The organism is Burkholderia sp. D-99 (genome assembly GCF_011605345.1).
Taxonomy (GTDB): domain Bacteria; phylum Pseudomonadota; class Gammaproteobacteria; order Burkholderiales; family Burkholderiaceae; genus Burkholderia.
Genome location: NZ_JAAOXM010000001.1, coordinates 1,330,919 through 1,355,264 on the forward strand (window position 1 = coordinate 1,330,919; position 24,346 = coordinate 1,355,264).

Annotated in this window: 23 protein-coding genes; 4 read left to right on the top strand and 19 right to left on the bottom strand. The window is 66.6% G+C overall.

From position 1 onward, the window contains the following. Positions 1-99 precede the first annotated feature (99 nt). From accD to HAV18_RS05825, 7 genes are all read right to left on the bottom strand, one after another. Positions 100-972: an acetyl-CoA carboxylase, carboxyltransferase subunit beta gene (accD, locus tag HAV18_RS05795; RefSeq protein WP_166953647.1), complete on the bottom strand. Its 873-nt coding sequence runs from the start codon at positions 970-972 to the stop codon at positions 100-102. 64 nt (positions 973-1,036) lie between these two features. Continuing rightward, positions 1,037-1,852 (bottom strand): tryptophan synthase subunit alpha, encoded by an 816-nt coding sequence (gene trpA / locus HAV18_RS05800; RefSeq protein WP_166953649.1) that lies wholly within the window; start codon positions 1,850-1,852, stop codon positions 1,037-1,039. Between the two features lie 40 nt (positions 1,853-1,892). After that, positions 1,893-2,744: a site-specific DNA-methyltransferase gene (locus HAV18_RS05805; RefSeq protein ID WP_166953651.1), complete on the bottom strand. Its 852-nt coding sequence runs from the start codon at positions 2,742-2,744 to the stop codon at positions 1,893-1,895. A gap of 9 nt (positions 2,745-2,753) precedes the next feature. Then, entirely contained in the window at positions 2,754-3,947 is a 1,194-nt protein-coding gene (gene trpB / locus HAV18_RS05810; protein WP_166953653.1) for a tryptophan synthase subunit beta, read from the bottom strand. A gap of 55 nt (positions 3,948-4,002) precedes the next feature. Continuing rightward, entirely contained in the window at positions 4,003-4,704 is a 702-nt protein-coding gene (locus tag HAV18_RS05815; RefSeq protein WP_166954155.1) for a phosphoribosylanthranilate isomerase, read from the bottom strand. Continuing rightward, a complete protein-coding gene (gene truA / locus HAV18_RS05820) occupies positions 4,701-5,513 on the bottom strand; it encodes a tRNA pseudouridine(38-40) synthase TruA (protein ID WP_166953655.1) in 813 nt (270 codons plus the stop codon). The genes HAV18_RS05815 and truA overlap by 4 nt, the downstream gene beginning before the upstream one ends. Beyond that, positions 5,513-7,681: a FimV/HubP family polar landmark protein gene (locus HAV18_RS05825; protein ID WP_166953657.1), complete on the bottom strand. Its 2,169-nt coding sequence runs from the start codon at positions 7,679-7,681 to the stop codon at positions 5,513-5,515. The genes truA and HAV18_RS05825 overlap by 1 nt, the downstream gene beginning before the upstream one ends. An 849-nt stretch (positions 7,682-8,530) precedes the next feature. Between HAV18_RS05825 and flgE the strand changes: the two genes are divergently transcribed. After that, a complete protein-coding gene (gene flgE / locus HAV18_RS05830; RefSeq protein WP_166953659.1) occupies positions 8,531-9,775 on the top strand; it encodes a flagellar hook protein FlgE in 1,245 nt (414 codons plus the stop codon). Positions 9,776-9,880: 105 nt separating this feature from the next. Here flgE and asd read toward each other — a convergent pair whose 3' ends face one another. The 7 genes from asd to HAV18_RS05870 all read right to left on the bottom strand — a co-directional run bounded on the left by asd (position 9,881) and on the right by HAV18_RS05870 (position 16,573). Beyond that, positions 9,881-11,002, bottom strand: a complete 1,122-nt coding sequence (gene asd, locus HAV18_RS05835) for an aspartate-semialdehyde dehydrogenase (RefSeq protein ID WP_166953661.1) — start codon at positions 11,000-11,002, stop codon at positions 9,881-9,883. A 298-nt stretch (positions 11,003-11,300) separates the two neighbouring features. After that, positions 11,301-12,368, bottom strand: a complete 1,068-nt coding sequence (gene leuB, locus HAV18_RS05845; RefSeq protein ID WP_166953663.1) for a 3-isopropylmalate dehydrogenase — start codon at positions 12,366-12,368, stop codon at positions 11,301-11,303. 79 nt (positions 12,369-12,447) lie between these two features. Beyond that, entirely contained in the window at positions 12,448-13,098 is a 651-nt protein-coding gene (leuD, locus tag HAV18_RS05850; protein ID WP_166953679.1) for a 3-isopropylmalate dehydratase small subunit, read from the bottom strand. A gap of 68 nt (positions 13,099-13,166) precedes the next feature. Next, positions 13,167-13,313: an entericidin A/B family lipoprotein gene (locus HAV18_RS05855; RefSeq protein WP_166953681.1), complete on the bottom strand. Its 147-nt coding sequence runs from the start codon at positions 13,311-13,313 to the stop codon at positions 13,167-13,169. 3 nt (positions 13,314-13,316) lie between these two features. Next, on the bottom strand, positions 13,317-14,726 hold the full coding sequence (gene leuC / locus HAV18_RS05860) for a 3-isopropylmalate dehydratase large subunit (RefSeq protein ID WP_166953683.1): 1,410 nt from the start codon (positions 14,724-14,726) through the stop codon (positions 13,317-13,319). A 234-nt stretch (positions 14,727-14,960) separates the two neighbouring features. After that, positions 14,961-15,719, bottom strand: coding sequence for a Tat pathway signal protein (locus tag HAV18_RS05865; RefSeq protein WP_166954157.1), 759 nt, complete (start codon positions 15,717-15,719; stop codon positions 14,961-14,963). 32 nt (positions 15,720-15,751) lie between these two features. Further along, positions 15,752-16,573, bottom strand: a complete 822-nt coding sequence (locus tag HAV18_RS05870; RefSeq protein ID WP_166953685.1) for a hypothetical protein — start codon at positions 16,571-16,573, stop codon at positions 15,752-15,754. Between the two features lie 365 nt (positions 16,574-16,938). Between HAV18_RS05870 and HAV18_RS05875 the strand changes: the two genes are divergently transcribed. Further along, entirely contained in the window at positions 16,939-17,262 is a 324-nt protein-coding gene (locus tag HAV18_RS05875; protein ID WP_166953687.1) for a cupin domain-containing protein, read from the top strand. Between the two features lie 128 nt (positions 17,263-17,390). Next, positions 17,391-18,116 carry a glutathione S-transferase gene (locus HAV18_RS05880; RefSeq protein WP_166953689.1) on the top strand — a complete coding sequence of 242 codons (726 nt, stop codon included), beginning with the start codon at positions 17,391-17,393 and terminating at the stop codon, positions 18,114-18,116. A gap of 50 nt (positions 18,117-18,166) precedes the next feature. Here HAV18_RS05880 and HAV18_RS05885 read toward each other — a convergent pair whose 3' ends face one another. Both HAV18_RS05885 and HAV18_RS05890 read right to left on the bottom strand, forming a co-directional pair. Next, positions 18,167-18,565, bottom strand: a complete 399-nt coding sequence (locus tag HAV18_RS05885) for a DUF4440 domain-containing protein (protein WP_166953691.1) — start codon at positions 18,563-18,565, stop codon at positions 18,167-18,169. 15 nt (positions 18,566-18,580) lie between these two features. Next, positions 18,581-19,966, bottom strand: a complete 1,386-nt coding sequence (locus HAV18_RS05890) for an MFS transporter (protein WP_166953693.1) — start codon at positions 19,964-19,966, stop codon at positions 18,581-18,583. A gap of 214 nt (positions 19,967-20,180) precedes the next feature. On the opposite strand from HAV18_RS05890, the gene HAV18_RS05895 reads away from it, so the two are divergent. Beyond that, positions 20,181-21,095: a LysR family transcriptional regulator gene (locus HAV18_RS05895; RefSeq protein ID WP_166953695.1), complete on the top strand. Its 915-nt coding sequence runs from the start codon at positions 20,181-20,183 to the stop codon at positions 21,093-21,095. A 100-nt stretch (positions 21,096-21,195) separates the two neighbouring features. On the opposite strand, the gene HAV18_RS05900 is transcribed toward HAV18_RS05895, so the two are convergent. From HAV18_RS05900 to HAV18_RS05910, 3 genes are all read right to left on the bottom strand, one after another. After that, entirely contained in the window at positions 21,196-22,728 is a 1,533-nt protein-coding gene (locus HAV18_RS05900; RefSeq protein WP_166953698.1) for an amino acid permease, read from the bottom strand. A 102-nt stretch (positions 22,729-22,830) separates the two neighbouring features. Beyond that, a complete protein-coding gene (locus tag HAV18_RS05905) occupies positions 22,831-23,295 on the bottom strand; it encodes an Lrp/AsnC family transcriptional regulator (RefSeq protein WP_166953700.1) in 465 nt (154 codons plus the stop codon). Positions 23,296-23,393: 98 nt separating this feature from the next. Beyond that, positions 23,394-24,152, bottom strand: coding sequence for a dimethylarginine dimethylaminohydrolase family protein (locus tag HAV18_RS05910; protein ID WP_166953703.1), 759 nt, complete (start codon positions 24,150-24,152; stop codon positions 23,394-23,396). Positions 24,153-24,346 lie beyond the last annotated feature (194 nt).

Consider the following 24,346-nt stretch of genomic DNA (forward strand, 5'->3'; position numbering starts at 1 on the left):
GGATCAAATCTGGATCGGTACCGCCACTACGCCAAAAAACGAAGCGCGCCGCCTGACGCTGAAGCCAGGCGACGCGCAGAGTTCACAACCTTGCGCCGGTCAAGCCAGCGCGTCGGCCGGCTGTCGCTGCAGCAGCGCGAGCAACTGCGCGATCTCGTCGCGCATCTTGCGGCGGTCGACGATCATGTCGATCGCGCCCGTCGTCAGCAGGAATTCAGCGCGCTGGAAGCCTTCCGGCAGCTTCTCGCGGACCGTCTGCTCGATCACGCGCGGGCCGGCGAAGCCAATCAGCGCCTTCGGTTCGGCGATCACGACGTCGCCGAGGAATGCAAAGCTCGCCGACACGCCACCCATCGTCGGGTCGGTCAGCACCGAGATGAACGGCAGCTTCGCTTCGGCCAGCTTGGTCAGCATCGCGGTGGTTTTCGCCATCTGCATCAGCGACAGCAGGCTTTCCTGCATCCGTGCACCGCCCGAAGCGGTGAAGCAGATGAACGGCACCTGCTGTTCGAGCGCGTTCTGCGCGCCGCGTGCGAAGCGCTCGCCGACCACCGAGCCCATCGAGCCGCCCATGAACGAGAACTCGAAGCAGGCCGCGACCACCGGCAGCGTGTGGATCGCACCGCCCATCACGACCATCGCGTCGGTTTCGCCCGTGTCGTCCATCGCTTCCTTCAGACGATCGGGGTACTTGCGGCTGTCCTTGAACTTCAGCGTGTCGACCGGCACGATTTCCTGGCCGATCTCGTAGCGGCCTTCCGGATCGAGCAGCCCGTCGAGGCGCTCACGCGCGCCGATGCGCATGTGGTGATCGCACTTCGGGCACACGTGCAGGTTCGCGTCCACGTCGTTGCGGTACAGCACGGCCTCGCAGGACGGGCACTTGACCCACAGGCCTTCCGGAATACCCTTGCGGCTTTTCGGGTCGGTCTGCTTGATCTTCGGCGGCAACAGTTTGTCGAGCCAGCTCATCGTATGGTTTCCTGTTCCGTGGCGGGCCGGGCCGCATGGCCCGTTCCCGCTTCCTGTGTTGTGTTTATCGCGCCGTCTTGCCCGCGCCGTCCAGGGCGGCGCGCAGCTCGGCAATGAAAGTCTTCAGCGCGGCGGCGGCACCCTCCGGCGCAGCGCTTTCGAGCAGCTGCACGAGGCGGCTGCCGATCACGACCGCGTCCGACACTTCGGCCACCGCGCGCGCCGTTTCGGCGTCGCGGATACCGAAGCCGACGCCGACCGGAACTGGCACACGCGACTTGATGGCCGGGATTTTACCCGCAATGCTCGAAACATCCAGATTTCCTGCGCCGGTCACGCCCTTGAGCGATACGTAATACACGTAGCCGCTCGCGATCTTGCCGACGTCGGCGATACGTTCGTCGGTCGACGTGGGCGCGAGCAGGAAGATCGGATCGATCTGCGCGGCGCGCATTTTCTCGGCGAATACGCCCGCCTCTTCCGGCGGATAGTCGACGACGAGCACGCCGTCGACACCGGCCGCCTGCGCTTCGGCAGCGAACGTGTCGACGCCCATCCGCTCGATCGGGTTCGCATAGCCCATCAGCACCACGGGCGTTTTGGGGTCGGTTTCGCGAAAGCGCTTCACGTCGGCGAGCACGCTCTTGAGCGTGACGCCGCGCGCGAGCGCGCGTTCCGACGAGCGCTGGATCACGGGGCCGTCGGCCATCGGGTCCGAGAACGGCACGCCGAGTTCGATCACGTCCGCGCCGCCTTCGGCGAGCGCGTGCATGAATTCGACGGTTTTGGCGGGATCCGGGTCGCCGGCCGTGATGAACGGGATCAGGCCCTTGCGGCCTTGTTCGGCGAGTGCGGCGAAGGTTTGCTGAATACGGGACATGGCAATTTTCCTCAATGCTTCGGCGACGCGGCTGCGCGATTCACGCGCACGCCGGCGCAGCGAGCGCGTTCACGCGCTCGTGCGCGATCGCACAATAGCTTTCGTTGATCTCGTAGCCGACGAAGTCGCGCCCCTGCCGTGCGCAGGCCACCGCGGTCGTGCCGCTGCCCATGAACGGATCGAGCACGCGGCCGCCCGGCGGGCAGCTTGCGAGCACCATCCGCTCGATGATTTCCAGCGGCTTCTGGGTCGGGTGATCGACGCGCTCCGCGTGCTGCCGGTGCAGGCGCGAGACCGACCAGACGTCCTTCGGGTTGTAGCCCATCTCCAGCCACTTGCTGCCTTCGAACAGCTTGCGCGAGCGGGCCTTCTTCGTGTCGGCGTCGTACGGGATGCGGACCGGATCGAGATCGAAGTAATACGCCTTGGAAACCGCGAAAAAGCCGATGTTGTCGTGCACCGACGTGAAACGGCGCGTCGTGCCGCCCATGCTCGGCACGCGCCGGTCCCAGATGATCTCGTTGACCATCGTGAGTTGCGTCTTCAGGAAACTGAAGATTTCCGGCGCGTACTGCCACGTGCAGAAGATGTACATCGAGCCGCTCGGCTTCAGCTTCGGAATCGCGATCTCGAGCCACTCGCGTGTCCACGCGAGAAAATCGTCGCCCGAGCGCTTGTCCGAGTCGTTGCCGTAGTCCTTGCCGAGCCCGTACGGCGGATCGGCGACGATCAGGTCGATCGACGCGTCCGGCAGGTGCGCGGCATCGGTCAGGAAATCGCGGTTATGCAGTTCGATCCCGGACGGCAGCGCGCGCGGCACGGCAGCGGCGGGCTGACCCGCCCCCGCCTCGCTTGCGGCACCGCCGCCCGGTTCTTCGATCAGGTCACGCATCGGTCGGGGTCAGAGTTCGATGCCCGATCGCTCGGCGACCGTGTGCATGTCCTTGTCGCCGCGGCCCGACAGGTTGACGAGCAGGATCTTGTCCTTCGGCAACGTCGGCGCGAGCTTCACGCCATACGCGATCGCGTGGCTCGACTCGAGCGCGGGAATGATCCCCTCGATCCGGCAGCAGTCGTGGAACGCCTTCAGCGCTTCCTCGTCGGTAATACCGACGTACTGCGCACGGCCGCTGTCCTTCAGCCACGCGTGCTCGGGGCCGACGCCCGGATAATCAAGGCCCGCCGACACCGAATGCGTCTCGATGATCTGGCCGTCGTCGTCCTGCAGCAGGTAGGTACGGTTGCCGTGCAGCACGCCCGGGCTACCGGCGATCAGCGACGCCGCGTGATGGCCCGTGTCGAGGCCGTCGCCGGCCGCTTCGACGCCGATCAGCTGCACCGAGGTGTCGTCGATGTACGGGTAGAAGATGCCCATCGCGTTCGAGCCGCCGCCGACGCAGGCGATCACCGCGTCCGGCTGCCGGCCCGCGAGTTCGGGCATCTGCACCTTGCACTCGTCACCGATCACGCGCTGGAAGTCGCGCACCATCATCGGGTACGGGTGCGGGCCCGCGACCGTGCCGATGATGTAGAACGTGTTCTCGATGTTCGTGACCCAGTCGCGCATCGCTTCGTTCAGCGCGTCCTTCAGCGTACGCGAACCCGATTCGACCGGCACGACGGTCGCGCCAAGCAGCTTCATCCGGTAGACGTTCGCAGCCTGACGGCGCACGTCTTCCGAACCCATGTAGACGACGCACTCCATCCCGAAGCGGGCGCAGATCGTCGCGGTCGCGACGCCGTGCTGGCCGGCGCCCGTCTCGGCGATCACGCGCTTCTTGCCCATGCGCTTCGCGAGCAGCGCCTGGCCGATCACGTTGTTGATCTTGTGCGCACCCGTGTGGTTCAGGTCTTCGCGCTTCAGGTAGATCTGCGCGCCGCCGAGCGTCTCGCTCCAGCGCTGCGCGTGATAGATCGGCGACGGGCGGCCGACGAAATGCTTCAGCTCGCGCTCGAATTCGGCGACGAAACCGGGCTCGTTCTGGAATTTTTCATACGCCGCGCGCAGTTCGTCCAGCGCGTGAATCAGCGTCTCGGCGACGAACACGCCGCCATACGGGCCGAAGTGGCCGCGATCATCAGGAAGGTTGTACATGGTGTCTCTCTCGATCGGTCGGTGCGCCCCGCTTTCGGGGCCGCACCGGCTTGCATCACCCGGCGTCCGCTTCGCGCACCGCGCGTACGAACGCCGCCATCCGGGCGTGATCCTTCACGCCCTTCGCGCCCTCCACTTCGATGCCACTCGAGACATCGACAGCAAACGGGCGCAACTGGCGAATCGCATCACCGACGTTTTGCGCGCTCAAGCCACCACTCAAAACGGCCCGATGCGCGAGCTCTGCGGGAATAAGAGACCAATCGAAGACCTTGCCGCTACCGCCGTAATCCGGCACCAGGGTGTCGAACAGGAGGCCGCGCGCTTTCGAATAATGAAGACCCGATTCTACCAAATCGGCCGATTGCGTCGAGGGGCCGACGCGCACCGCGCGCAACCACGGCAGGCGTGCCGCGCGGCCGAGTGCGTCACACTGCTCGGGCGTCTCGTCGCCATGGAACTGCAGCAGCGTGAGCGGCACATCGCGCACGACGGCCTCGATCTCGGCTTCGGTCGCATTCACGAACAACCCGACCACCGACACGAACGGCGGCGCGAGGCGCGCCAGCTCGGCCGCCTGCGCGATCGTCACCGCGCGCGGGCTCTTCGGATAGAACACGAGGCCGATCGCATCGGCGCCGAGCGCCGCCGCGTGCAGCACGTCCTCGGGGCGCGACAGCCCGCACAGCTTGATGCGCGTGCGCGGCGGCAGGCCGGCCGCGGCGGGGGTCGAAGGAGACACGGCGTGATCCGTCATGATTGAGGGTCCAGATCGGCCCAGACGCTGCTCCACGGCACGCTGCCGAGCTGCGCGGGCGGGACGGCGAATTCCGCCGGGTAGCCGACGTGGGCGAGATACAGCCCGTCGGCCATGAACGTGGGGGCCGCAAGGTTGCGGTCGCGCCCGGCCAGCACGTCGGCAAGCCAGTCGGCCGGATAGCGGCCGCGACCGACCGCGACGAGGCAGCCCATCAGGTTGCGCACCATGTGGTGCAGGAACGCGTTGGCGCGGAACCGGAAATGAATGAAATGGCCCACGCGCCGCACGTCGATCTGGTACAGGTGTTTGACCGGCGTCTTCGACTGGCATTCCGACGACCGGAACGACGAGAAGTCGTGCTCGCCGATCAGGTGCGCGGCGGCGGCGCGCATCGCGTCGTCGTCGAGCGGCGTATGGATCCAGCCCGCGCGCCCCGCCAGCATCGGCGAGCGCACGGGATGCACGTACAGCGCGTAGTAATAGGTGCGCTCGAACGCCGAGAAACGCGCGTGGAACGTCTCCGGCATCGGCTTCGCCCACTGCACCGCCACGGTCGGCGGCAGGAACGCGTTGGTGCCGCGCACCCACGAGAAAACCTCGCGATCCAGGTCGGTATCGAAGTGCACGACCTGCCCGAGCCCGTGCACGCCTGTATCGGTGCGCCCGGCCACCGTCGTATGCAGCGGCACGCGCGCGAACTCGGCCAGCGCGCGCTCGAGCCGATCCTGCACGGTCTTGCCGTGCGGCTGCGCCTGCCAGCCGCAGAACGCCGTGCCGTCGTACTGGATGCCGAGGGCGATCCGCATCACGCCTCGTCCGCCAGTTTCGCGAGCAGCGCACGCGCATCGTCGCGCGTCGCCGTGTCGTTCGCGTCGACCACTTCCTGCAGCAGCGTCCGCGCGCCGGACAGGTCACCCAGCTCCACGTATTCGGCCGCGAGGTCGAGCTTGTTGCGCGCGATGCGGGCGAGCTCGTCCGGCGTCAGCGCCGGCAAAGCGGCGCCCGGCGTGGGCGGCAGGTCGAGATCGAAGTCGAGCTTCAGCGCGCCGAACTGCGCGCCGCCGAGCGGCGGCAGCGACGACGTCGCGAACGGGCCGCCCGCCTGGCCGGCAGGCGTCGCCATGTCCGGATCCCAATCGAACTCGTCGTCCTGGTCGGCCGCGTGTTGCACGGCCGGATCGATCGCGCCAATCGGCTGGCGTGGGTCGGCTTGACCGTTAGTTGCGGTTTTATCGGTATCGGACTGCCCTGCCTGCGCGGCCGACTCGTCCGCCGTCAGCGACGACTCGTCAGGCATGCGCGGCGGCAGCGGCATGTCGAGGCTATTGAGCGCGCTGATCGCGTTCTGCATCAGCGCCGCGTGCTGCACTTCGGCGGCCGCGGGTGCGATCGGCGTCTCGGCAAGCTTTTCCGCCGGCTTTTCGGCAGCGACCGCCTCTACCGGCTCGGCATCGTGCGGAACCGGAACCGGAGCCGCCTCGCTCGCGGGCGGCACTACGGCATGCGCGACCGGCAATTCGGGTTGCTCGTCATGCAGCTTCGCCACTTCCGGTGCCGGCGTCTCATCCGTATCCGGCGTCTCGACCGTATCGACCGTCTCCGCCGCTGCAGCAGTCGCCGCGGCAAGGCTCAAGTCGGAAGCCGCGTCGCGTGCAACCGGCATCTCGGGCCGGATCGGCAGTTCCGGTTCGAAAGACGGCGCGGCTTCGACTTCTGTCGTCGCAGCCGCGGCACCGCCCGCTGCGGCCGCAGCAGCCGTCGCATCCGTACCCGCGGCAGCCGTCGCGCCCGTACCCGCATCACCCGTTTCTTCCGTGCGTCGGCCGTTCCGGCGCTTGCGCCACGCGAAACCTGCCGCAAGGACAATCACGGCCGCACCGGCCACCGCGACCGGACGCCAGTCCATCTGCTCGGTACTGCGTGCAGGAGCCGCCACCGGCGCGGCCGGTTGTGTGGGCACCGATACCGATGCCGGCTGCACCGCGCTGGCGGCGACGCCGGACGCGGCTTCGCCTGCCGTCGGCGCGGCAGAGGACGCGCCCGCATCGTTCGCGGCCGGACGCGGCGCGACGGGCGCCGGAGCCGGCGCGACCGCGTTCGTCGTGGCCGGCTTGCCGATGCCGTGCTTCTGCAACTCCATCAGCACGCGGTTCTTCAACGCCAGCAGTTGCTGCAGGCTCGACGGCCGCGGCTGCGACGCGCCCGTGACAGGCACCGCCCCGGCTGGTTCGTTCATGCCCGAAACCTGGCTGCCCGCTGCAGGCGGGAGCGCGACACCGCTCGCTGACGACGGCACCGACTGGATCGTGCCGCTCCACACGTGGGGACCGCTTGCACCGGCAACGGGCGCTGCCGCCTGCGTGCTGTCGACAGCCGATGCGCCGTGCGCCGCCGAGGCGCCGATCGATGCCGACGCACCGGCGGCTGTCGCGACGCTCGCGCCGCTCACCGGAGCCGCATGCACGGCCGGCGCCACCGGCGCGGATGACACGGTTGCCCCGGGAGTCGACCCCGGATGCGGCGCGGACGCACCATGCTGCGCGACCGGCGTGCCGCTGGACGCCGCGGCGGGCGCGGACGCTGCCGCCGCACCCGATGCGCCCGATGCGCCGGCCGGCACGAGTGCCGCGCCTGTCGCGTCGAGCGCCGGCACGTTCAGCGTCGCGCCGACTTTCAGGCGGCTCGCGTCGTGCTTCATGAACGCCTGCGGATTGGCGTCGAACAGCGCGCGGCCGGCGCGCGCGAGCACACCGGGATCGCGCGACTGCGTGGCCGCTTTCGCGATGTCGTTCAGCGACTGGCCGGGCTGGACCGTCACGGTAAGCGGCGCTGCGCCGCCGGAAGCGGACGCCGGCAGTTCGCCGGTGCCGGCCGCCCAGGCCGATGCGGTTGCGCCGAGCGCCAGGATCGCCAGCGCGCCACGCACGGCGCGCGACAGACGGGACTGACGCGGAAACAAGGAAATTCGGGACATCGTTGGCTCTATCGCCGCGCGCGGGCGCGGCTCGGATTCGCGGTTGAAAGCGTCAATAAAATTGCCGCAGAAATGCAAAAGCGTCGCGTGGAACGCGACGCTTTCGGCGGGTCTGTGCGTCGTAACCGCGTAGTTTACTTCACGCGATCAGGTTCGGGCCGAATTCGTCGCCGATGGGTGCAACCGGTCGCGTTCGCGCGTCGGCGCGGCCGGCACCCGGGCCGCGCCGATGCCCGGGCGTACACGGTGCGACCAGCGCTCCCGATCGATCGGAAGCACACCGCCCTCAGCTGAAAAAACCGCCCGGCCGCATCGCATCCCGAACGAGCGGCGCGGCCTTTGCCCGCTCGCCAGGCGGTCTGCACAAGCCGGGGCTCGATGCCGCGTCACGACCGGAAAATCGGGCACATTTGCTCAATAATTCGCGCTGCCTGCCGTTAATGGATTAGCAACCGCCAATCAAAATAAATCCCGCCGGCTGCCAATCCCATTCAAATAAATTTCAATTGATTGATAAGAGGCCAATTCCCCTCTCTTATCGTCGAATTGAACATTTACGCCCCCAAACCCCCGCCGCACAAGGCTCCACGCCCTCAACCCCGCCTCATTGCTCATACGAAATCAATCATTTCGTCAGTAATTCAATTACATTACACAAAATTACACAGATCGAATAATTGCCGTCGCTACGATCGTCTTCAAACAAGAATCGGCGCAATTCGACCGTCGCGCGCGCATCTGCCGGAAAGGCGGGCACGCGGTCGGCCGGGCTGACGCCGTGAGGTGCCAGGGAGGCATCGCGCAGTCGCACGACTGCATTTACTCACCAGCTCGTTACGGGGATCGAACATGGGCTATCAACAGGGTTTGAGCGGGTTGGCCGGCGCGGCGAACCATCTCGACGTGATCGGCAACAACATCGCGAACGCAAACACGGTTGGCTTCAAGCAGGGTCGCGCGAACTTCGCCGACATGTACGCGAATTCGGTCGCGACGTCGACCAATACGCAGATCGGCATCGGCACGCGGCTCACATCGGTGCAGCAACAATTCGGCCAGGGGACGATCAACACGACGAAGTCGTCGCTCGATATCGCGATCAACGGCAACGGCTTCTTCCAGATGTCGAACAACGGCGTGACGACGTACTCGCGTGACGGCGTATTCCACCGCGACAAGAGCGGCGCCATCGTCGACGCGCAAAACCGCAACCTGATGGGCTATGCGGCAGGCCCGGGCGGTGCGATCAATACCGCGGCGACCGTGCCGCTGCAGGCGCCGACCAACAACATCGCCCCGCAGGCGACGACGAAGATCACCGGCCAGTTCAACCTGAACTCGCAGGACAAGGTGCCGGCCAAGACGCCGTTCAACGCAGGCGACAACACCACGTACAACTACCAATCGTCGATCCAGGTCTACGACACGCTCGGCGGCTCGCAACAGGTGTCGATGTATTTCACGAAGAACGCGGCCGGCGCCTGGCAGGCCTACGCGGGCGTGCAGGGCCAAACGCCGACGAATCTCGGCACCGTCACGTTCGACACGTCGGGCCGGATCAGCTCGACGACGTCGGCCGCTACCGGCCAGCCGACGCCGAGCCTCGGTCAGTTCGCATTCTCGATCCCCAACGCGTCGGGCGGCGCCAATCCGCAGAACCTGACGCTCGACCTGGGCGGCACGACGCAGTTCGGCGGGAAGAGCGGCGTGACCAACCTCGCACAAGACGGCTTCGCGAGCGGCACGCTGACGACGTTCTCGATCGGTGCCGACGGCAAGCTGAGCGGCAATTACTCGAACGGCCAGAGCACGGTGCTCGGCCTGATCGCGCTCGCGAACTTCAACAACCCGAACGGGCTCGAGAACATCGGCGGCAATCAGTACGTGGAAACCGCCGCTTCGGGCGTGCCGCAGATCTCCGCGCCGGGCAGCACGAACCACGGCACGCTGCAGGGGAGCGCGCTGGAAAACTCGAACGTCGACCTGACGACCGAGCTCGTGAACCTGATCAAGGCGCAGCGCGATTACCAGGCCAATGCGCAGACGATCAAGACCCAGCAGACCGTCGACCAGACGCTGCTGAACATGCGCTGATCCGCACATGAAAAACGCGCCGCGCCAGCCTTGATATCGTCAAGGCCAGCGCGGCGCGCCATCTTGTGCAACGCGGCCCGCGGATCGCGGGCCGGACATGCAGGCTTACTTGTCGAGCAGGATGCGCAGCATGCGACGCAGCGGCTCGGCGGCACCCCACAGCAGTTGGTCGCCGACCGTGAACGCCGACAGGTATTCGCCGCCCATCGCGAGCTTGCGCAGGCGGCCGACCGGCACCGTCAGCGTGCCCGTGACGTTCGCCGGCGACAGGTCGCGCATCGACGCTTCACGCTCGTTCGGCACGACCTTCACCCAGTCGTTCGCCGATGCGAGGATGCCGTTGATCTCGTCGAGCGGCACGTCCTTGTTCAGCTTGATCGTCAGCGCCTGCGAGTGGCAGCGCATTGCGCCGATCCGCACGCACAGGCCATCGACCGGGATCGAACCCGGCTCGCCCATGGACGGCTTGCCGAGGATCTTGTTGGTTTCCGCGCCGCCCTTCCACTCTTCCTTCGACATCCCGTTGCCGAGATCCTTGTCGATCCACGGGATCAGCGAACCCGCGAGCGGCACGCCGAAGTTGCTCGTCGGCATCGCATCGCTGTTCATCGCGGCCAGCACGCGGCGGTCGATGTCGAGGATCGCGGAAGCCGGATCGGCGAGCTGCGCCTGAACCGCGCCATTCAGCGTGCCCATCTGCGACAGCAGCTCGCGCATGTTCTGCGCGCCTGCGCCCGATGCGGCCTGATAGGTCATCGCCGTCATCCAGTCGACGAGGTTCTCGCGGAACAGGCCGCCGAGCGCCATCAGCATCAGGCTGACCGTGCAGTTGCCGCCGACGAAGTTCTTCGTACCCTTGACGAGCGCATCCTTGATCACGTCGAGGTTGACCGGATCGAGGATGATGACCGCATCGTCCTTCATCCGCAGCGACGATGCCGCATCGATCCAGTAGCCGTTCCAGCCGGCCGCGCGCAGCTTCGGGAACACGTCGTTCGTGTAGTCGCCGCCCTGGCACGTGATGATCACGTCGCACTTCTTCAGCTCGTCGACGTTGGTCGCGTCCTTGAGCGTAGTCTCGTTTTTCGCGAACGACGGCGCTTTGCCGCCCGTGTTGCTGGTGCTGAAAAACACCGGTTCGATCAGGTCGAAATCGCCCTCTTCCTGCATGCGCTGCATCAGGACGCTGCCGACCATGCCGCGCCAACCTACGAGACCTACGTTCATGACTAACCCTTTGATGGAGCTTCCCCGCCATTCCGTCCCCGGTGTGACCGCGCGGGGAAATAGGCGGGCACGACGGACGATCAGCGTTTAATGATCGTTTTCGTGGTAATGGTTTTCGTGATGACGATGGCGCGCGCACCCACACGGGCTGTGTTGCCGTGGAGTTTCAAGACCGGGGAGATCAGGGAAATAAGCGCCATCGTTCGAGTCTACACAAAGCCGGTTGCCCGCACAACGGCCAACCGCACGCGAACCGGCCGATTTCGCGGCCCGTTCGCGCCCTTTCTACATGATTGCGTTACAGCGCCGCGACCACCGCGTCGCCCATCGCCGTCGTGCCGACGCGCTGGCAACCCGGCGTCGCGATGTCGCCCGTACGGTAGCCCTGTTCGAGCACCGTTTTCACCGCGCGCTCGATGCGATCGGCCTGCTCCGCACGATTCAGCGAGTAACGCAGCATCATCGCGGCCGACAGGATCGTCGCGAGCGGGTTCGCGATACCCTTGCCCGCGATGTCCGGCGCCGAACCGTGCGACGGTTCGTACAGGCCCTTGTTGTTCTTGTCGAGCGACGCCGACGGCAGCATGCCGATCGAGCCCGTCAGCATCGACGCTTCATCCGACAGGATGTCGCCGAACATGTTGCCGGTGACGACGACGTCGAACTGCTTCGGCGCCTTCGCGAGCTGCATCGCCGCGTTGTCGACGTACATGTGCGACAGCTCGACGTCCGCGTACTCCTTCGACACGTCGATCATGACGTCGCGCCAGAACTGCGACGTTTCGAGCACGTTCGCCTTGTCGACCGACAGCAGCTTCTTCGCGCGCTTTTGCGCGGCCTGGAACGCGACGTGCGCGATGCGGCGCACTTCCGGTTCCGAATAGCGCATCGTGTCGAAGCCTTCGCGTTCGCCCGCGAACGGGCCGTCCGGTGCGGCGCGCACACCGCGCGGCTGGCCGAAGTAGATGTCGCCGTTCAGTTCGCGCACGATCAGGATGTCGAGGCCCGCGACCAGCTCGGGCTTCAGCGGCGATGCATCGACGAGCTGCGGATAGCAGATCGCCGGGCGGAAGTTCGCGAATAGCTCGAGATGCTTGCGCAGCCCGAGGATCGCCTGCTCGGGGCGCAGCGCGCGCTCGAGCGAGTCGTACTTCCAGTCGCCCACGGCGCCGAACAGGATCGCGTCGGCTTCCTTCGCGAGCGCAAGCGTCGCGTCCGGCAGCGGATGACCGCTTGCCTCGTAGCCCGCGCCGCCAACCGGCGCCTGTTCGAGTTCGAACGTCTCGCCGAGTGCGTTCAGCACCTTCACGGCTTCATTGACGATTTCCGGACCGATGCCGTCGCCGGGCAGCACTGCAATCTTCATGCGAAATTCCTGACTGGGTAGGTTTTTATGGAGGCAGGCCGGCGAACGCGCCGCCGGCGCGCCCGCCCGAAAGGCACGATCAGCCGACCAGCTTGGTGTTGAGCCACGGCTGCTTCACGAGGCGCTCCGCTTCGAACTGGCGAATCTTGTCCGCATGGCGCAGCGTGAGGCCGATGTCGTCGAAGCCGTTCAGCAGGCAGTACTTGCGGAACGCGGTGATCTCGAACGGATACTCGCGGCCGTCGCCCGCACGCACGACCTGTGCGTCGAGGTCGATCGTCAGTTGAAAACCGTTGAACGCAACCGTCTCGTTGAACAGGTGATCGACCTGCTGCTCGGTCAGCACGATCGGCAGCAGGCCGTTCTTGTAGCAGTTGTTGAAGAAGATGTCCGCGAAGCTCGGCGCGATGATCGCGCGGAAGCCGTACTGCTGCAGCGCCCACGGTGCGTGCTCGCGCGAGCTGCCGCAGCCGAAGTTCTTGCGCGCGAGCAGCACGGAGGCGCCCTGGTAGCGCGGCTGGTTCAGCACGAAGTCGGGATTCAGCGGACGATTCGAGTTGTCCTGGCCCGGCTCGCCGTGATCGAGGTAACGCCATTCGTCGAACGCGTTCGGACCGAAGCCCGTGCGCTTGATCGACTTCAGGAACTGCTTCGGGATGATCGCGTCGGTGTCGACGTTCTCGCGATCGAGCGGCGCCACGACGCCGGTATGCACAGTGAATTTTTCCATGATCCGTCTATCCGGTTGAAGGGCCGGCGTTCAGCCGGCGCACATCGACAAATCCTCGTCGGGCCGCGTCATTCCGCGGCGCGCTTGATCGCGCTGCCGGCGGCGTTGACGTCCTGCCCGAAGCCCTGGACGGTGTTGCAGCCCGCGAGGCCGAAACCCAGCCCCGCCAGCGCCAGCGCGGCAACCAGCCGCGCAATGACCTTCGATGCCGTCACGCGTTACCCCAGCTGGCGAATGTCGACGAAGTGACCTTCGATCGCCGCGGCCGCCGCCATCGCGGGGCTCACGAGGTGCGTGCGACCGCCCGCGCCCTGCCGGCCTTCGAAGTTGCGGTTCGACGTCGACGCGCAGCGCTCGCCCGGATCCAGCCGGTCGGCATTCATCGCGAGGCACATCGAGCAGCCCGGCTCGCGCCATTCGAAGCCGGCATCCGTGAACACCTTGTCGAGCCCTTCGCGCTCGGCCTGCGCCTTCACGAGGCCCGAGCCCGGCACGACCATCGCGAGCCGCACGTTCGACGCGACACGACGGTTCAGCTTCTTCACGACGTACGCGGCTGCGCGGATGTCCTCGATTCGCGCGTTCGTGCACGAACCGATGAAGATCTTGTCGACCTTGATCGATTCGATCGGCGTGTTCGGCTCGAGCGCCATGTAGGCCAGCGCACGCTCCATCGCGTCGCGCTTGACCGGATCCTTCTCGCGCTCGGGATCGGGTACGCGACCGTCGATCGACGTGACCATTTCCGGCGACGTGCCCCACGTGACCTGCGGAACGATCTCGGCTGCGTTCAGCTCGACCACGCGATCGAACTGCGCACCTTCGTCCGACTTGAACTGGCGCCAGTATTCGACGGCCTGATCCCATTCCGCGCCGGTCGGCACGAACGGACGGCCCTTCAGGTAATCGATCGTCGTGTCGTCCACCGCGACCATGCCCGCGCGCGCGCCGGCTTCGATCGCCATGTTGCAGACGGTCATGCGGCCTTCCATCGTCAGCGCGCGAATGGTCGAGCCGCCGAATTCGATCGCGTAGCCCGTGCCGCCGGCCGTGCCGATCTTGCCGATGATCGCGAGCACGATGTCCTTCGCGGTACAGCCGCGCGGCAGCGTGCCCTCGACCTTCACGAGCATGTTCTTGCTCTTTTTCTGCAGCAGGGTTTGCGTGGCGAGCACGTGTTCGACTTCCGACGTGCCGATGCCGTGCGCGAGCGCGCCGAACGCACCGTGCGTCGACGTATGCGAATCGCCGCACACGATCGTCATGCCCGGCAGCGTCGCGCCCTGCTCCGGCCCGATGATGTGGACGATGCCCTGGCGCACGTCGTTCATCTTGAACTGCGTGATGCCGAACGCATCGCAGTTCGCGTCGAGCGTGTCGACCTGCAGCTTCGAGACGGGATCGGCGATGCCGTGACTGCGATCGGTGGTCGGCACGTTGTGGTCCGACACGGCCAGGTTCGCGCTGATGCGCCACACCGGACGCTGCGCGATCTTCAGCCCTTCGAATGCCTGCGGGCTCGTGACTTCATGCAGCAGCTGACGGTCGATGTAGAGCAGAGTCGTGCCGTCTTCCTCGGTGTGGACCACGTGGGTGTTCCACAGTTTGTCGTAGAGAGTCTGTGCCATGGGTATGCGGGGTCGTTGTGACTACAAGCCTTGCGGATGCGGTCGATTATGCCACGCAGAACGCATCACGGCGCAGGCCGGATGCGAAAAAACCCATTAAAAACAGTGGTTTGGCTGGTAGTGCCAATACCTGTATCGGCATTACCCGGCAAAACGGGGCACGCACGATCCGGCGGACGACGATCGCGCAGACGCGTCGCCCGGATCTCACGCCGCGCCCCGCAGCCGACGGTGTCAGCCGTTCGGGTACTCGCGGTTGATCAGGTCGAGCCGCAGCATCGCGAGCTGCATCCCGGCGTTGTTCAGCAGGTAGAGGTCGCGCCGCCGCATGGCCGCCATCTGCGCGGACGTGTCGTAGAGCGACGGCAGCGTGAAGCCGGCCGGCACCGCCGCCTGCATCCCCGCCACATTCGACACGCGCACGGCGAGCGACGCCTGATCCAGATGCGTGACGACACCGACCTTGCCGAGCGCTGCGGCCGAGCCGGCCTGCTTGACGATTGCGGCGGCGACGCCATCGGGGGTCGGTATCGGGCTGCCGGCCGCCAGGGCAGGTGTCGCAATCGACGTCACGCCGGCCGTCAGGCCGTATTTCGACGCGAGCACGCTGGCGATGTCCTGTTGCGCGAAGATCGGCGCCGTGACCTTCTGCCGAAGCTGGAACACGGCGTCGGCAATCGCCTCGTTGACGGGGCCCGGTACGGGTGCAGCAGCCGATGCCTCGGCGCGGTTGCCGAAACTGAACGCGGCGATCGTATTGATGGAAGCCGCGGCGACGGTCGGCGGCGTCCACGAGAAAAACGTGTCGAGCAGATAGCCGGTTTCGTCGGTGGCGGTCGCGCGATCGTTCAGTTCGTTCGTCAGCTTGCCGAGCATCTGGCGCTGCAGTTCTGCATCGTCGGCAGGCGCGTCGCTCGCGAACACGGGCGTGGCGGCCGCGCACGATGCCGCGAGGACGGAGGTGGAAGCCAGGAAATGGCGACGGGTATTCATGGTCATGAGAGTCATATGGGAAGCGGAAGGCGTCAGCCCTTCGGGAACGCCTGCATCGTCGCGGTCACCGCGCGCGTCAGCATCTGCGCATACATGTCGTGCACGAGGTAGAGGCTGCGGTTGCGCGTCCACGGCTGGCCCGACTGCGGGTCGTACGTCGTCGGCAACGCGACCTCGGCGACGGCAGCCGCCTTCATGCCCGCCTGCTGCGACGTCTGGATGCAGCGCTTCGCGTGATCTCGGTGGCCAACCACCGCGACGGTGCCCATCGCCGCAGCCCCACCCGCGCGCGACACGGCCACGGCCGCGACGCCTGCGGTGCTCAGATACACGATCGAGCCGTCGTTCGCGATCACCGGTTCGACCGACGACAGCACGTCGGCGCCCATTCCATATTTCGACACGAGGAAACGCGCGATTTCCCACTGCGCATAGACCTTGACGGGCTTCAGCTGACGGATGCGGTACACGGCGTCCGCGAGCGCTTCGTTCACGGGCCCCGGATCGGGCAGCGCCGACTGGTTGCCGCCGGTGCTCGACGTGTTGCCGCTCGCCGCATTCGGACGGTTGCCGAAGCTGTACGCGACGATCGCGCCGATCTGCGCGGCCGGCACTGTCGGCAGGTCCCACGTGAAGCCGACGTCGGTCATCGCCGGGACGATCGCGTTGACGACCGCCGCATCTCCGAGCTGCGCGTTCAGTTTCGCGGACATCTGCGCGGCGAGCGCGCTGTCGGTGATCGGTGCCGACGTGACGTCGTCGCCACCGCATGCGCTCAGCAGTGAAGACGCCGCGACGGCTGGCGCGGCGGCGAGGAATTTTCTTCGGGACGAAGCCGGGGAATGCTGACTCATGAGCACGATACGCAATGATGCGAATGACGACCGCACCTGGCGACAGGCGGGGTCAACGGAATTCGCAGGGTCAAGGGGAAAGGCAATCGGGCGAGTTCGCGCGAACCGGAATCGCGGCGCACCACCGATCGACGAAGCGCGATCCTAGGCGGCGTTGGTTAAATTGCGGTGAAAACACCGGCCGAATCCGTTCGATCGCCGCGCCGTTTCGCCGACGGACGATTTTGTTTCACATGCGGTGAGCGAATCGCATGCTTGTTTCGCCGGTGGCGCGCTCGCGACAGGTGCGGGGTTTCGACGTATCGACACCCGCGCTACGATGGCGCAATACACGCCCCCACGATCCAGACTCGGAGTCCACCACGATGAAGCTCGGCCTGAACGCATCGCTCGCCCGTCTCGACGACGAAGGCACGCTGTTCACGACGCTGTTTCGGCACGGCACGCTCGACATCGAGCTGTACCGGCCACGCATCGAGGACAAGCAGAAGCCGCACACGCGCGACGAGGTCTACGTGATCGCCACCGGCACGTCGCGCTTCGTCGTCGACGGACGCGAATGCGAGGTCGCGGCCGGTGACGTGCTGTTTGTCCCGGCACACGCCGAACACCGCTTCATCGGCTTCTCCGACGACTTCTCGACCTGGGTGTTCTTCTACGGCCCCGAAGGCGGCGAGCGCAGCGCGTAGCGGGCGATGCGCGCGGCACTTTTCCTGCGATCGCCTAGACTGTCTATTCGCAGCGGGCGGCACGCGACGCGCGGCCGCCCGGTCGTCACGATGCCGGTGGCAGCCGGTTCAACGAACGGGAAAACAGCATGCGATACGAACTCTATTACTGGCCCGAGATCCAGGGCCGAGGCGAGTATGTGCGGCTCGCCCTCGAAGCGGCGGAAGCCGACTATGTCGACGTCGCGCGCGAATCGGGGCGCGGCATGGGTGTGCCGGCAATGATGCGCATGATGGACGGCACGAAGGCGGAATGCGTGCCGTTTGCGCCGCCGTTCCTGAAAGCCGGCGACCTGGTGGTCGGGCAGACCGCGAACATCCTGCTGTTCCTCGGCGCGCGGCTCGGGCTCGCGCCGGACGACGAAGCCGGCCGGCTGTGGGTGCACCAGCTTCAGTTGACCGTGGCCGATTTCGTCGTCGAGATCCACGACACGCACCATCCGATCGCAAGCGGCCTCTACTACGAGGACCAGCAGGCGGAAGCCGCCGAGCGCGCGGCCGACTTCCTCGAAAACCGGTTGCCGAAATTCCTCGGCTACTTCGAGCGCGTACTCGACCAGAATCCGCACAAGAGCGGCTACCTTGCCGGCAACGCACTCAGCTATGCGGACCTGTCGATGTTCCAGTTGATCGAGGGGCTGCGTTACGCGTTTCCGAAAGCGATGAAGCGCGCGGAGCGGAAAATCGCGGCGCTGGTCGCGCTGCACGACCGCGTCGCAGAGCATCCGCCGGTCGCGCGCTATCTCGCGTCGGAACGCCGCATCCCGTTCAACGACATGGGCATCTTCCGGCACTATCCGGAGCTGGACAAGTAATGCCGGCACGGCATCCGCGCCGCTTCATGCACGACGACGGATGCCCCCGCTCACGCGACGACCGGCGTCTCGTGCAAATGACGCCACACGATCAGCCCATCCGCCTCGCGCCGGAACACGACCGTCGAGCGTCGCACCGTGCGCCGCCCTTGCGCGTCGGTCTGCGTCTCGCGATAGCCGATCGTCGCGCCGTCGGCCCACACCGCAAGCCCGCGCAACTCGTCGATGTCGATCACCAGCCCGGGACGCGCGCCGTGCCCGTGTGAAAACAGCGCATCGACGCCCGCGTAATCGAGCACCGTGCCCGACATCGTGATCATCGAAAATCCCGGCGAAAAGCGCGCCATCAGCGTCGCGAGCCGCTCGGGGCCGGCACGGCCGGACAACCAGCACGCGATGTCGGCAACGGTATCGACGACTTCCTTGAAATACGGATTCGGCACATTCATAAGGCTCTCAGGTTCTCACGAGTGGGATGAAACGGGTTGCGCGACCGGCGCATGGTGTGCAGGAAGCCGTGCGATCAGGCCGAGCGGCAGCAACGTCAGCACGACCGCCAGCCCGAAGCACCAGCGGTACGGCGCGAGCGACGGGCCGCCGGCGTCGAACGCCAGCAACGCATTGAGCGCGCTGCCGAGCACGGCCACGCCGACGCAAAAGCTCAACTGGCGGTTGATGTTCCACAGCGCGCTCGCGTCGCCCATCCGGTCGGCCGGCACATCGACGAACGCTGCGCTTTGCGACGTGCTCGTGCACAGGCTCGCACCGAACCCCATCGCCGCGAATGCCGCGATGCGCACCGCCTCGACGCTGGCCCACGGCGTCGCGAGCAGTGCGATGCCGATGCAATCGATCGCGATGCCGCACGCGAACAACGGCTTCGCGCCGTGGCGCGTAAAGCAGCGGCGCGTGGTCGCGATCGCGAAGAACGCCGCGATCGCCCACGGCAGCATCAGCGCGCCGGCATGCGCCGCGCTCAGTCCGAGCGCGTTCTGCAGATAGAGCGACGCGACGAGGTTGACGCCCGTAAAGATGCCCGGCACGCACAGATAGACCACCACGCCGGTTCGCAGCATCGGCTGGGCGAGCAGGCGCAGGTCGACGACCGGCGACCTGGCACGACGCGCGTGCGCCACATAGCCGGCGCCTGCCGCGCTCGCGACGGCCAGCATCGCGAGCGGGAAACCCGTGCCGCCGGGCTGCCCCGCGGCAGTCAGCCCGAGCAGCAGCGCGACGAGTGTTGCCGCACTCAGGCCGAGCCCCGGCCAGTCGAGCCGCGGCGGACGGTCGCGCGCGCCGTCGCGCGGCAGCCAGGCGAACGCGAGCGCGCAAGTCGCGGCCGCGATCGGCAACATCGCGAAGAAGATCGCGCGCCACGACCCGCGATCGACGATTGCCCCGCCGATCGCAGGTGAAACCGCGGGCACGAGCAGCGCGACCATCATCACGACCGACGTGAGCCGCGCCCGCGCCTGCGGCGGACACGCGCGATAGGCCATCGTCTGCCCGACCGGAATCAGCAGCCCGCCGCCGAGCCCCTGGACCAGCCGCCACGCGAGCAGCGCCTCGATCGACGGCGACGCGCCGACGCCGGCACTGCCGAACCCGAACAGCAGCAACGATGCGGCGAACACGCGCCGCTCGCCGCAGCAGCGCGCGAGCCACGTGCCGAACGGAATCACGACGGTCAGGCCGAGCACATACATGTTGCCGACCCACGCAAGCTGCGCGACCGTCGCGTGCAGTTCGCGCTGCAGCGCCGGATACGCGGCGTTGAGCATGAACATGTTCGCGAGATCGATCGCGAAGCCGAGCAGGTAGACGGCGGCAATTCTGGAACGGTCTGGCATGGCGGCGGGAACATCACGAAACGCCGCAGTGTAGAAGCCGGCGCGCACATCGGTAAGCGGCCGGATTCGACGAGTCTCGTCGAATTTTTTTGACAATCGGGCCATGCAGCGACAACGCCGCGTATTCGCTGCAACGCACCGTACGCCGCGCGCAGCCACACATTCGGGTACCCTTCGAGCGATCCAACGCATAGACAGGACCCACGCCCCAACCATGGTGAGCCTCGATCGTTTCGCCGTATTCCGTGCCGTGGTCGAAGCCGGTTCGTTCACGGCCGCCGCAACCGCGCTGAACCAGGCGCGGGCGGCCGTCAGTTTCAACGTGAAGCAACTCGAAACCGAGCTCGGCGTCACGCTGCTCACGCGGACGACCCGGCGTGTCGAGCTGACCGACGCAGGCGAGCGTTTCTACCAGCGCTGCCTGCGCGTGCTCGAAGAAGCCGAAGGTGCGATCGACGAGGTACGCGGCGAGCATGGCGGGATGCAGGGCATCCTGCGCGTGACGTCGACGGTCGAGTATGCGGCGCGCGTCCTCGCACCGATGCTGCATGCGTTCACCGCGCAGCATCCCGCGTTACGCGTGCGGCTCGAAACGCATACGTCGCAGGCCGATCTCGTGCGCGACCGCTTCGACGTCGCGATCCGGCTCGGACGCCACGAGCACTTTCGCGACCTGCCCTATCGCGGCGTCTGCCTTGCCACCTACGACGTGCTCGCCGTGATGGCGCCCGACCTGCCGGCAAAGGCCGGGCGCCCGCAGCCGGCGTCGCCCGACGACCTCGCCCGCCTGCCGCAGCTCGGCCACAGCCGGCTCGAGCGGATCGCCGAATGGGCGCTCACCGATCGCGCGGGCAACCAACATGCGTTTCGACCGGCCACGAAGCCTCGCGTCGTCGTCGACAACGCATCGGTGTTGAGTGAACTCGCGCGCCAGGGCAGCGGCGTTGCGCTGCTGCCCGAATGGCTCGTGCGCGACGATCTCGACAGCGGCGCACTGGTCGATGCGCTGCCCGCCTACCGGTTTCCGCAGCAGAGCGTCTACGCGCTGTACGTCGCGACGCGGCACGTACCGCAGAAAGTGCGCGCGTGGGTGGACTTCATGAAGGAGCAATTGCAGCACGTGCACTGAGCGCGGTTTGCGTGCATCGCCGCGCGCGGGCCATCGCAACGGATGCCGGTCATACGACGATATGACCGGCATCCGTCGCCGCGCTTGCAGCACCGCGCAATCAGTGCGGGTGCCCGTGCTGCGAGGCCGTCGCATCGACGGCCTCGACCGAACGCGTCAGCCACGGCCCGATGTCCATCTCCTCGTAGCGCACGAGCCGGCTCTTGCGTGCACGGCGATACGCCCACCAGATCGCGACGAACAGCGGAATCCACACGTAGATCGACAGCACTTCCATCCAGTCGATATGGGCCGCGAAGAATGCCTGGTAATCCTGCCCGAGCGAGATCACGATGCAGATCGCGATCGCGAACAGCGGCCCGAACGGGAACCATTTCGCGCGGTACGGCAGCTGATCGAGCCGGAAGCCCTGCTTCAGGAACCCCTTGCGGAACCGGTAATGGCACACCGCGATACCGAGCCACGCGATGAAGCCCGTGATGCCGACCGTGTTCAGCAGCCACAGATAAATGCCCTGGTTGTTGGTCAGCGACGTGAGGAAGCACAGGCCGCCGACGGCCATCGTCGCGTACAGTGCGTTGCGCGGCACGCCGCCCGGCGACAGCGTCGCGAACATCGCCGGCGCGCGCCCTTCCGCCGCAAGGTTGTACAGCATCCGCGTCGCCGCGTAAGTGCCGGAATTACCGGCCGACAGTACGGCCGTCAGGATCACGAGATTCATTGCACCGGCCGCGAGCCGGAAACCCGCATGGCTGAACACCAGCGTGAACGGGCTTACGCCAATGTCGGTCACGTCGCTCTTCAGCAGGTTCGGGTCGGTGTACGGCACCAGCAGGCCGATCACGAAGATCGCGAACACGTAGAACAGCATGATCCGCCAGAAGATCTGCTTCACCGCGCGCGGGATCGTCTTGCGCGGGTTCTCCGATTCGCCGGCCGTGATCCCGACCAGCTCGGTACCGAGAAACGAGAATCCCGCGATCAGCGCGACGCTCATCATCGCGTGCACGCCGCCGACGAACGGCGCGTCGCCCGTCGTGAAGTTGCGCAAGCCGACCGGATGCCCGTTCCCGATCAGGCCGGCCGCGATCAGCAGCCCGGCCGCGATGAACGCGACCACCGTGACGACCTTGATCAGCGAGAACCAGTATTCCGATTCACCGAAGCCGCGCACCGACAGCGTATTCAGCAGGAAGATCAGCACGAGAAAGCCCGCGCCCCACCAGATGCCGGGTATGGTCGGAAACCAGTAGCGCATCACGATCTGCGCGGCGACCAGCTCGATCGCGATCGTCACGGCCCAGCTGTACCAGTAGGTCCAGCCGAGCGCGACGCCGAACCCTTCGTCCACGTACTTCTCGCCGTAGATCGCAAACGAACCCGATACCGGCATCAGTGCGGCCATCTCGCCGAGGCCCGTGACAACGAAGTACACCATCAGCCCGATCGCGATATACGCGGCGATCGCACCGCCCGGCCCCGCCTGCGCGACCGACGCACCCGACGCGACGAACAGCCCCGTGCCGATCGAGCCGCCAATCGCGATCATCGCGATGTGGCGGCCCTGCAGACGGCGCTTCAGCGTCGTTCCCGACGGCTCGGCCGTCTCCGCTGCCGCTTGCAAAGCATCCATAGTGTTCACCCTGATTGGATTCGGGCCGGGCAATTTGATTCGGAATACAAATTGTCCAGCCCGGTCATTCGCCTCTAAACCGGCCCTTCCCGGCCGGCCGCATCACACGACGCTGCGCTTGATCGCCTGCAGTTCGGCTGTTGTCACGATCTTCTCGATCCGGAACCGCGGGCTTTCCAGCCACACGTTCGCGATCCGCCGGTACTCGTCGAGATCCTCGCACGCGAGCCGCACGAGAAAATCGAAGTTGCCGCTGACGAGCCAGCAATCGAGCACGGCCGGATTCGCACGCATCTCGTCCTCGAACGGCGCCTGCGAACGCCCGTGGTCGGCCAGCGTGATCTGCGCGATCACGACGATCGGCTTGGTCGCGCGCGGCGCCTTGATCACCGCGCGGTAGCCTTCGATCACGCCGAGCGCCTCGAGCCGCTCCACGCGCGCCTGGCAGGGCCGCGGCGTGAGGTTCACGAGCTCGGACAGCTTCCGGTAGGAAATCCGCCCGTCGGTACGCAGGATATCGAGGATCCGGAGATCGATCTTGTCGAGCTGCATCTTCTTGTCGGTCATCCGCGTTCGCTCCGGTCGGATCGTGGCTGGTGCGCGGAACGTCTCCTTGTCCGCGCGGGGGCCACATTATCCGGCCGAAGCGGCCGCGCGCCAATCGGCTAGAACCGCAGCGACAGGCAGGTCAGGCCGCCGTCCATCTTGCGGAACTCGCTGGTGTCGATCACGTGCAGCGGCATGCCGAGCGACGCGATCGCGTCGTGCACGCGCGGGTAGCCGGCCGGCGTGATCAGCGTGCCGTTCACACGCAGCGTGTTGCCCGCGTATTCGTCGGCGGCCGAGATCGCGATCCGGCGATAGTCGGCGAACGCCGGATGCGCGGCCAGCGCTTCGGTCACGAGCAGCGTGTCGTCGCCGAGCGCGTTGACGACCGACTTCAGGTGCAGGCCGGCACCGACCGGCACCGCGACGACCGAGTAGCCGTAGCGCGACACCAGCGATTCGAACGCGGCAATGCCTTCGGCATCGGTACGGCCCGTCAGGCCGATGTAGAAGCGCTTGCCGACCAGCATCACGTCGCCGCCGTCGAGACGGCCGTCCTGCATCGGCAGCAGGTCGCGATGCGCGGCGAGCGCCGCTTCGATGTGCACCGTCTCGCCGCGCCGTGCGGGCGCACCAGGGCGCGTGATCACCGCGAACTCGGGCGTCACGACCGCGACGTCCTCGACGAAATGCGAATCGGGGAACGCGTCCAGCGGCGGCAGTTCGGTCAGCTCGACGCCGAGCGTGCGCAGCGCGTCGCAGTATGCATGGAACTGGGTGAGCGTCTTGTCGTAGTCGGGCGCGCCGAGTTCGGCGGTGGTCAGGCCCGCGCTACAGGACGGCGCGGGGCGGCGAACGATCGCTTGCGTGAATTGCATCGACTCCTCCATGGTCTGCGCCGCACCCTTGCGGCGCAAGGGCCAGCGGCGTTGTGTCCGGACCATTATCGGAAGCCAAATTGCGCAATTCGTGTCGATTTCGGCTCCGCCGACAGCCGATTGCGTCGAATTGCGCGTGGCACGCAGCGGAATCGGCAGACGGCCGTTCGCCGCGTTGCGAACGGCCGTCTGCT

Coding starts and splice junctions, on each gene's coding strand:
- asd (WP_166953661.1), bottom strand. CDS start 11,002: ATGAACGTAGGTCTCGTAGGTTGGCGCGGCATGGTCGGCAGCGTCCTG.
- trpB (WP_166953653.1), bottom strand. CDS start 3,947: ATGTACAACCTTCCTGATGATCGCGGCCACTTCGGCCCGTATGGCGGC.
- truA (WP_166953655.1), bottom strand. CDS start 5,513: ATGCGGATCGCCCTCGGCATCCAGTACGACGGCACGGCGTTCTGCGGC.
- HAV18_RS05870 (WP_166953685.1), bottom strand. CDS start 16,573: ATGAGTCAGCATTCCCCGGCTTCGTCCCGAAGAAAATTCCTCGCCGCC.
- HAV18_RS05825 (WP_166953657.1), bottom strand. CDS start 7,681: ATGTCCCGAATTTCCTTGTTTCCGCGTCAGTCCCGTCTGTCGCGCGCC.
- leuC (WP_166953683.1), bottom strand. CDS start 14,726: ATGGCACAGACTCTCTACGACAAACTGTGGAACACCCACGTGGTCCAC.
- HAV18_RS05895 (WP_166953695.1), top strand. CDS start 20,181: ATGGTGAGCCTCGATCGTTTCGCCGTATTCCGTGCCGTGGTCGAAGCC.
- accD (WP_166953647.1), bottom strand. CDS start 972: ATGAGCTGGCTCGACAAACTGTTGCCGCCGAAGATCAAGCAGACCGAC.
- HAV18_RS05815 (WP_166954155.1), bottom strand. CDS start 4,704: ATGACGGATCACGCCGTGTCTCCTTCGACCCCCGCCGCGGCCGGCCTG.
- trpA (WP_166953649.1), bottom strand. CDS start 1,852: ATGTCCCGTATTCAGCAAACCTTCGCCGCACTCGCCGAACAAGGCCGC.
- HAV18_RS05905 (WP_166953700.1), bottom strand. CDS start 23,295: ATGACCGACAAGAAGATGCAGCTCGACAAGATCGATCTCCGGATCCTC.
- HAV18_RS05805 (WP_166953651.1), bottom strand. CDS start 2,744: ATGCGTGACCTGATCGAAGAACCGGGCGGCGGTGCCGCAAGCGAGGCG.
- leuB (WP_166953663.1), bottom strand. CDS start 12,368: ATGAAGATTGCAGTGCTGCCCGGCGACGGCATCGGTCCGGAAATCGTC.
- HAV18_RS05865 (WP_166954157.1), bottom strand. CDS start 15,719: ATGAATACCCGTCGCCATTTCCTGGCTTCCACCTCCGTCCTCGCGGCA.
- HAV18_RS05885 (WP_166953691.1), bottom strand. CDS start 18,565: ATGAATGTGCCGAATCCGTATTTCAAGGAAGTCGTCGATACCGTTGCC.
- leuD (WP_166953679.1), bottom strand. CDS start 13,098: ATGGAAAAATTCACTGTGCATACCGGCGTCGTGGCGCCGCTCGATCGC.
- HAV18_RS05900 (WP_166953698.1), bottom strand. CDS start 22,728: ATGGATGCTTTGCAAGCGGCAGCGGAGACGGCCGAGCCGTCGGGAACG.
- HAV18_RS05890 (WP_166953693.1), bottom strand. CDS start 19,966: ATGCCAGACCGTTCCAGAATTGCCGCCGTCTACCTGCTCGGCTTCGCG.
- HAV18_RS05910 (WP_166953703.1), bottom strand. CDS start 24,152: ATGCAATTCACGCAAGCGATCGTTCGCCGCCCCGCGCCGTCCTGTAGC.
- HAV18_RS05875 (WP_166953687.1), top strand. CDS start 16,939: ATGAAGCTCGGCCTGAACGCATCGCTCGCCCGTCTCGACGACGAAGGC.
- HAV18_RS05880 (WP_166953689.1), top strand. CDS start 17,391: ATGCGATACGAACTCTATTACTGGCCCGAGATCCAGGGCCGAGGCGAG.
- flgE (WP_166953659.1), top strand. CDS start 8,531: ATGGGCTATCAACAGGGTTTGAGCGGGTTGGCCGGCGCGGCGAACCAT.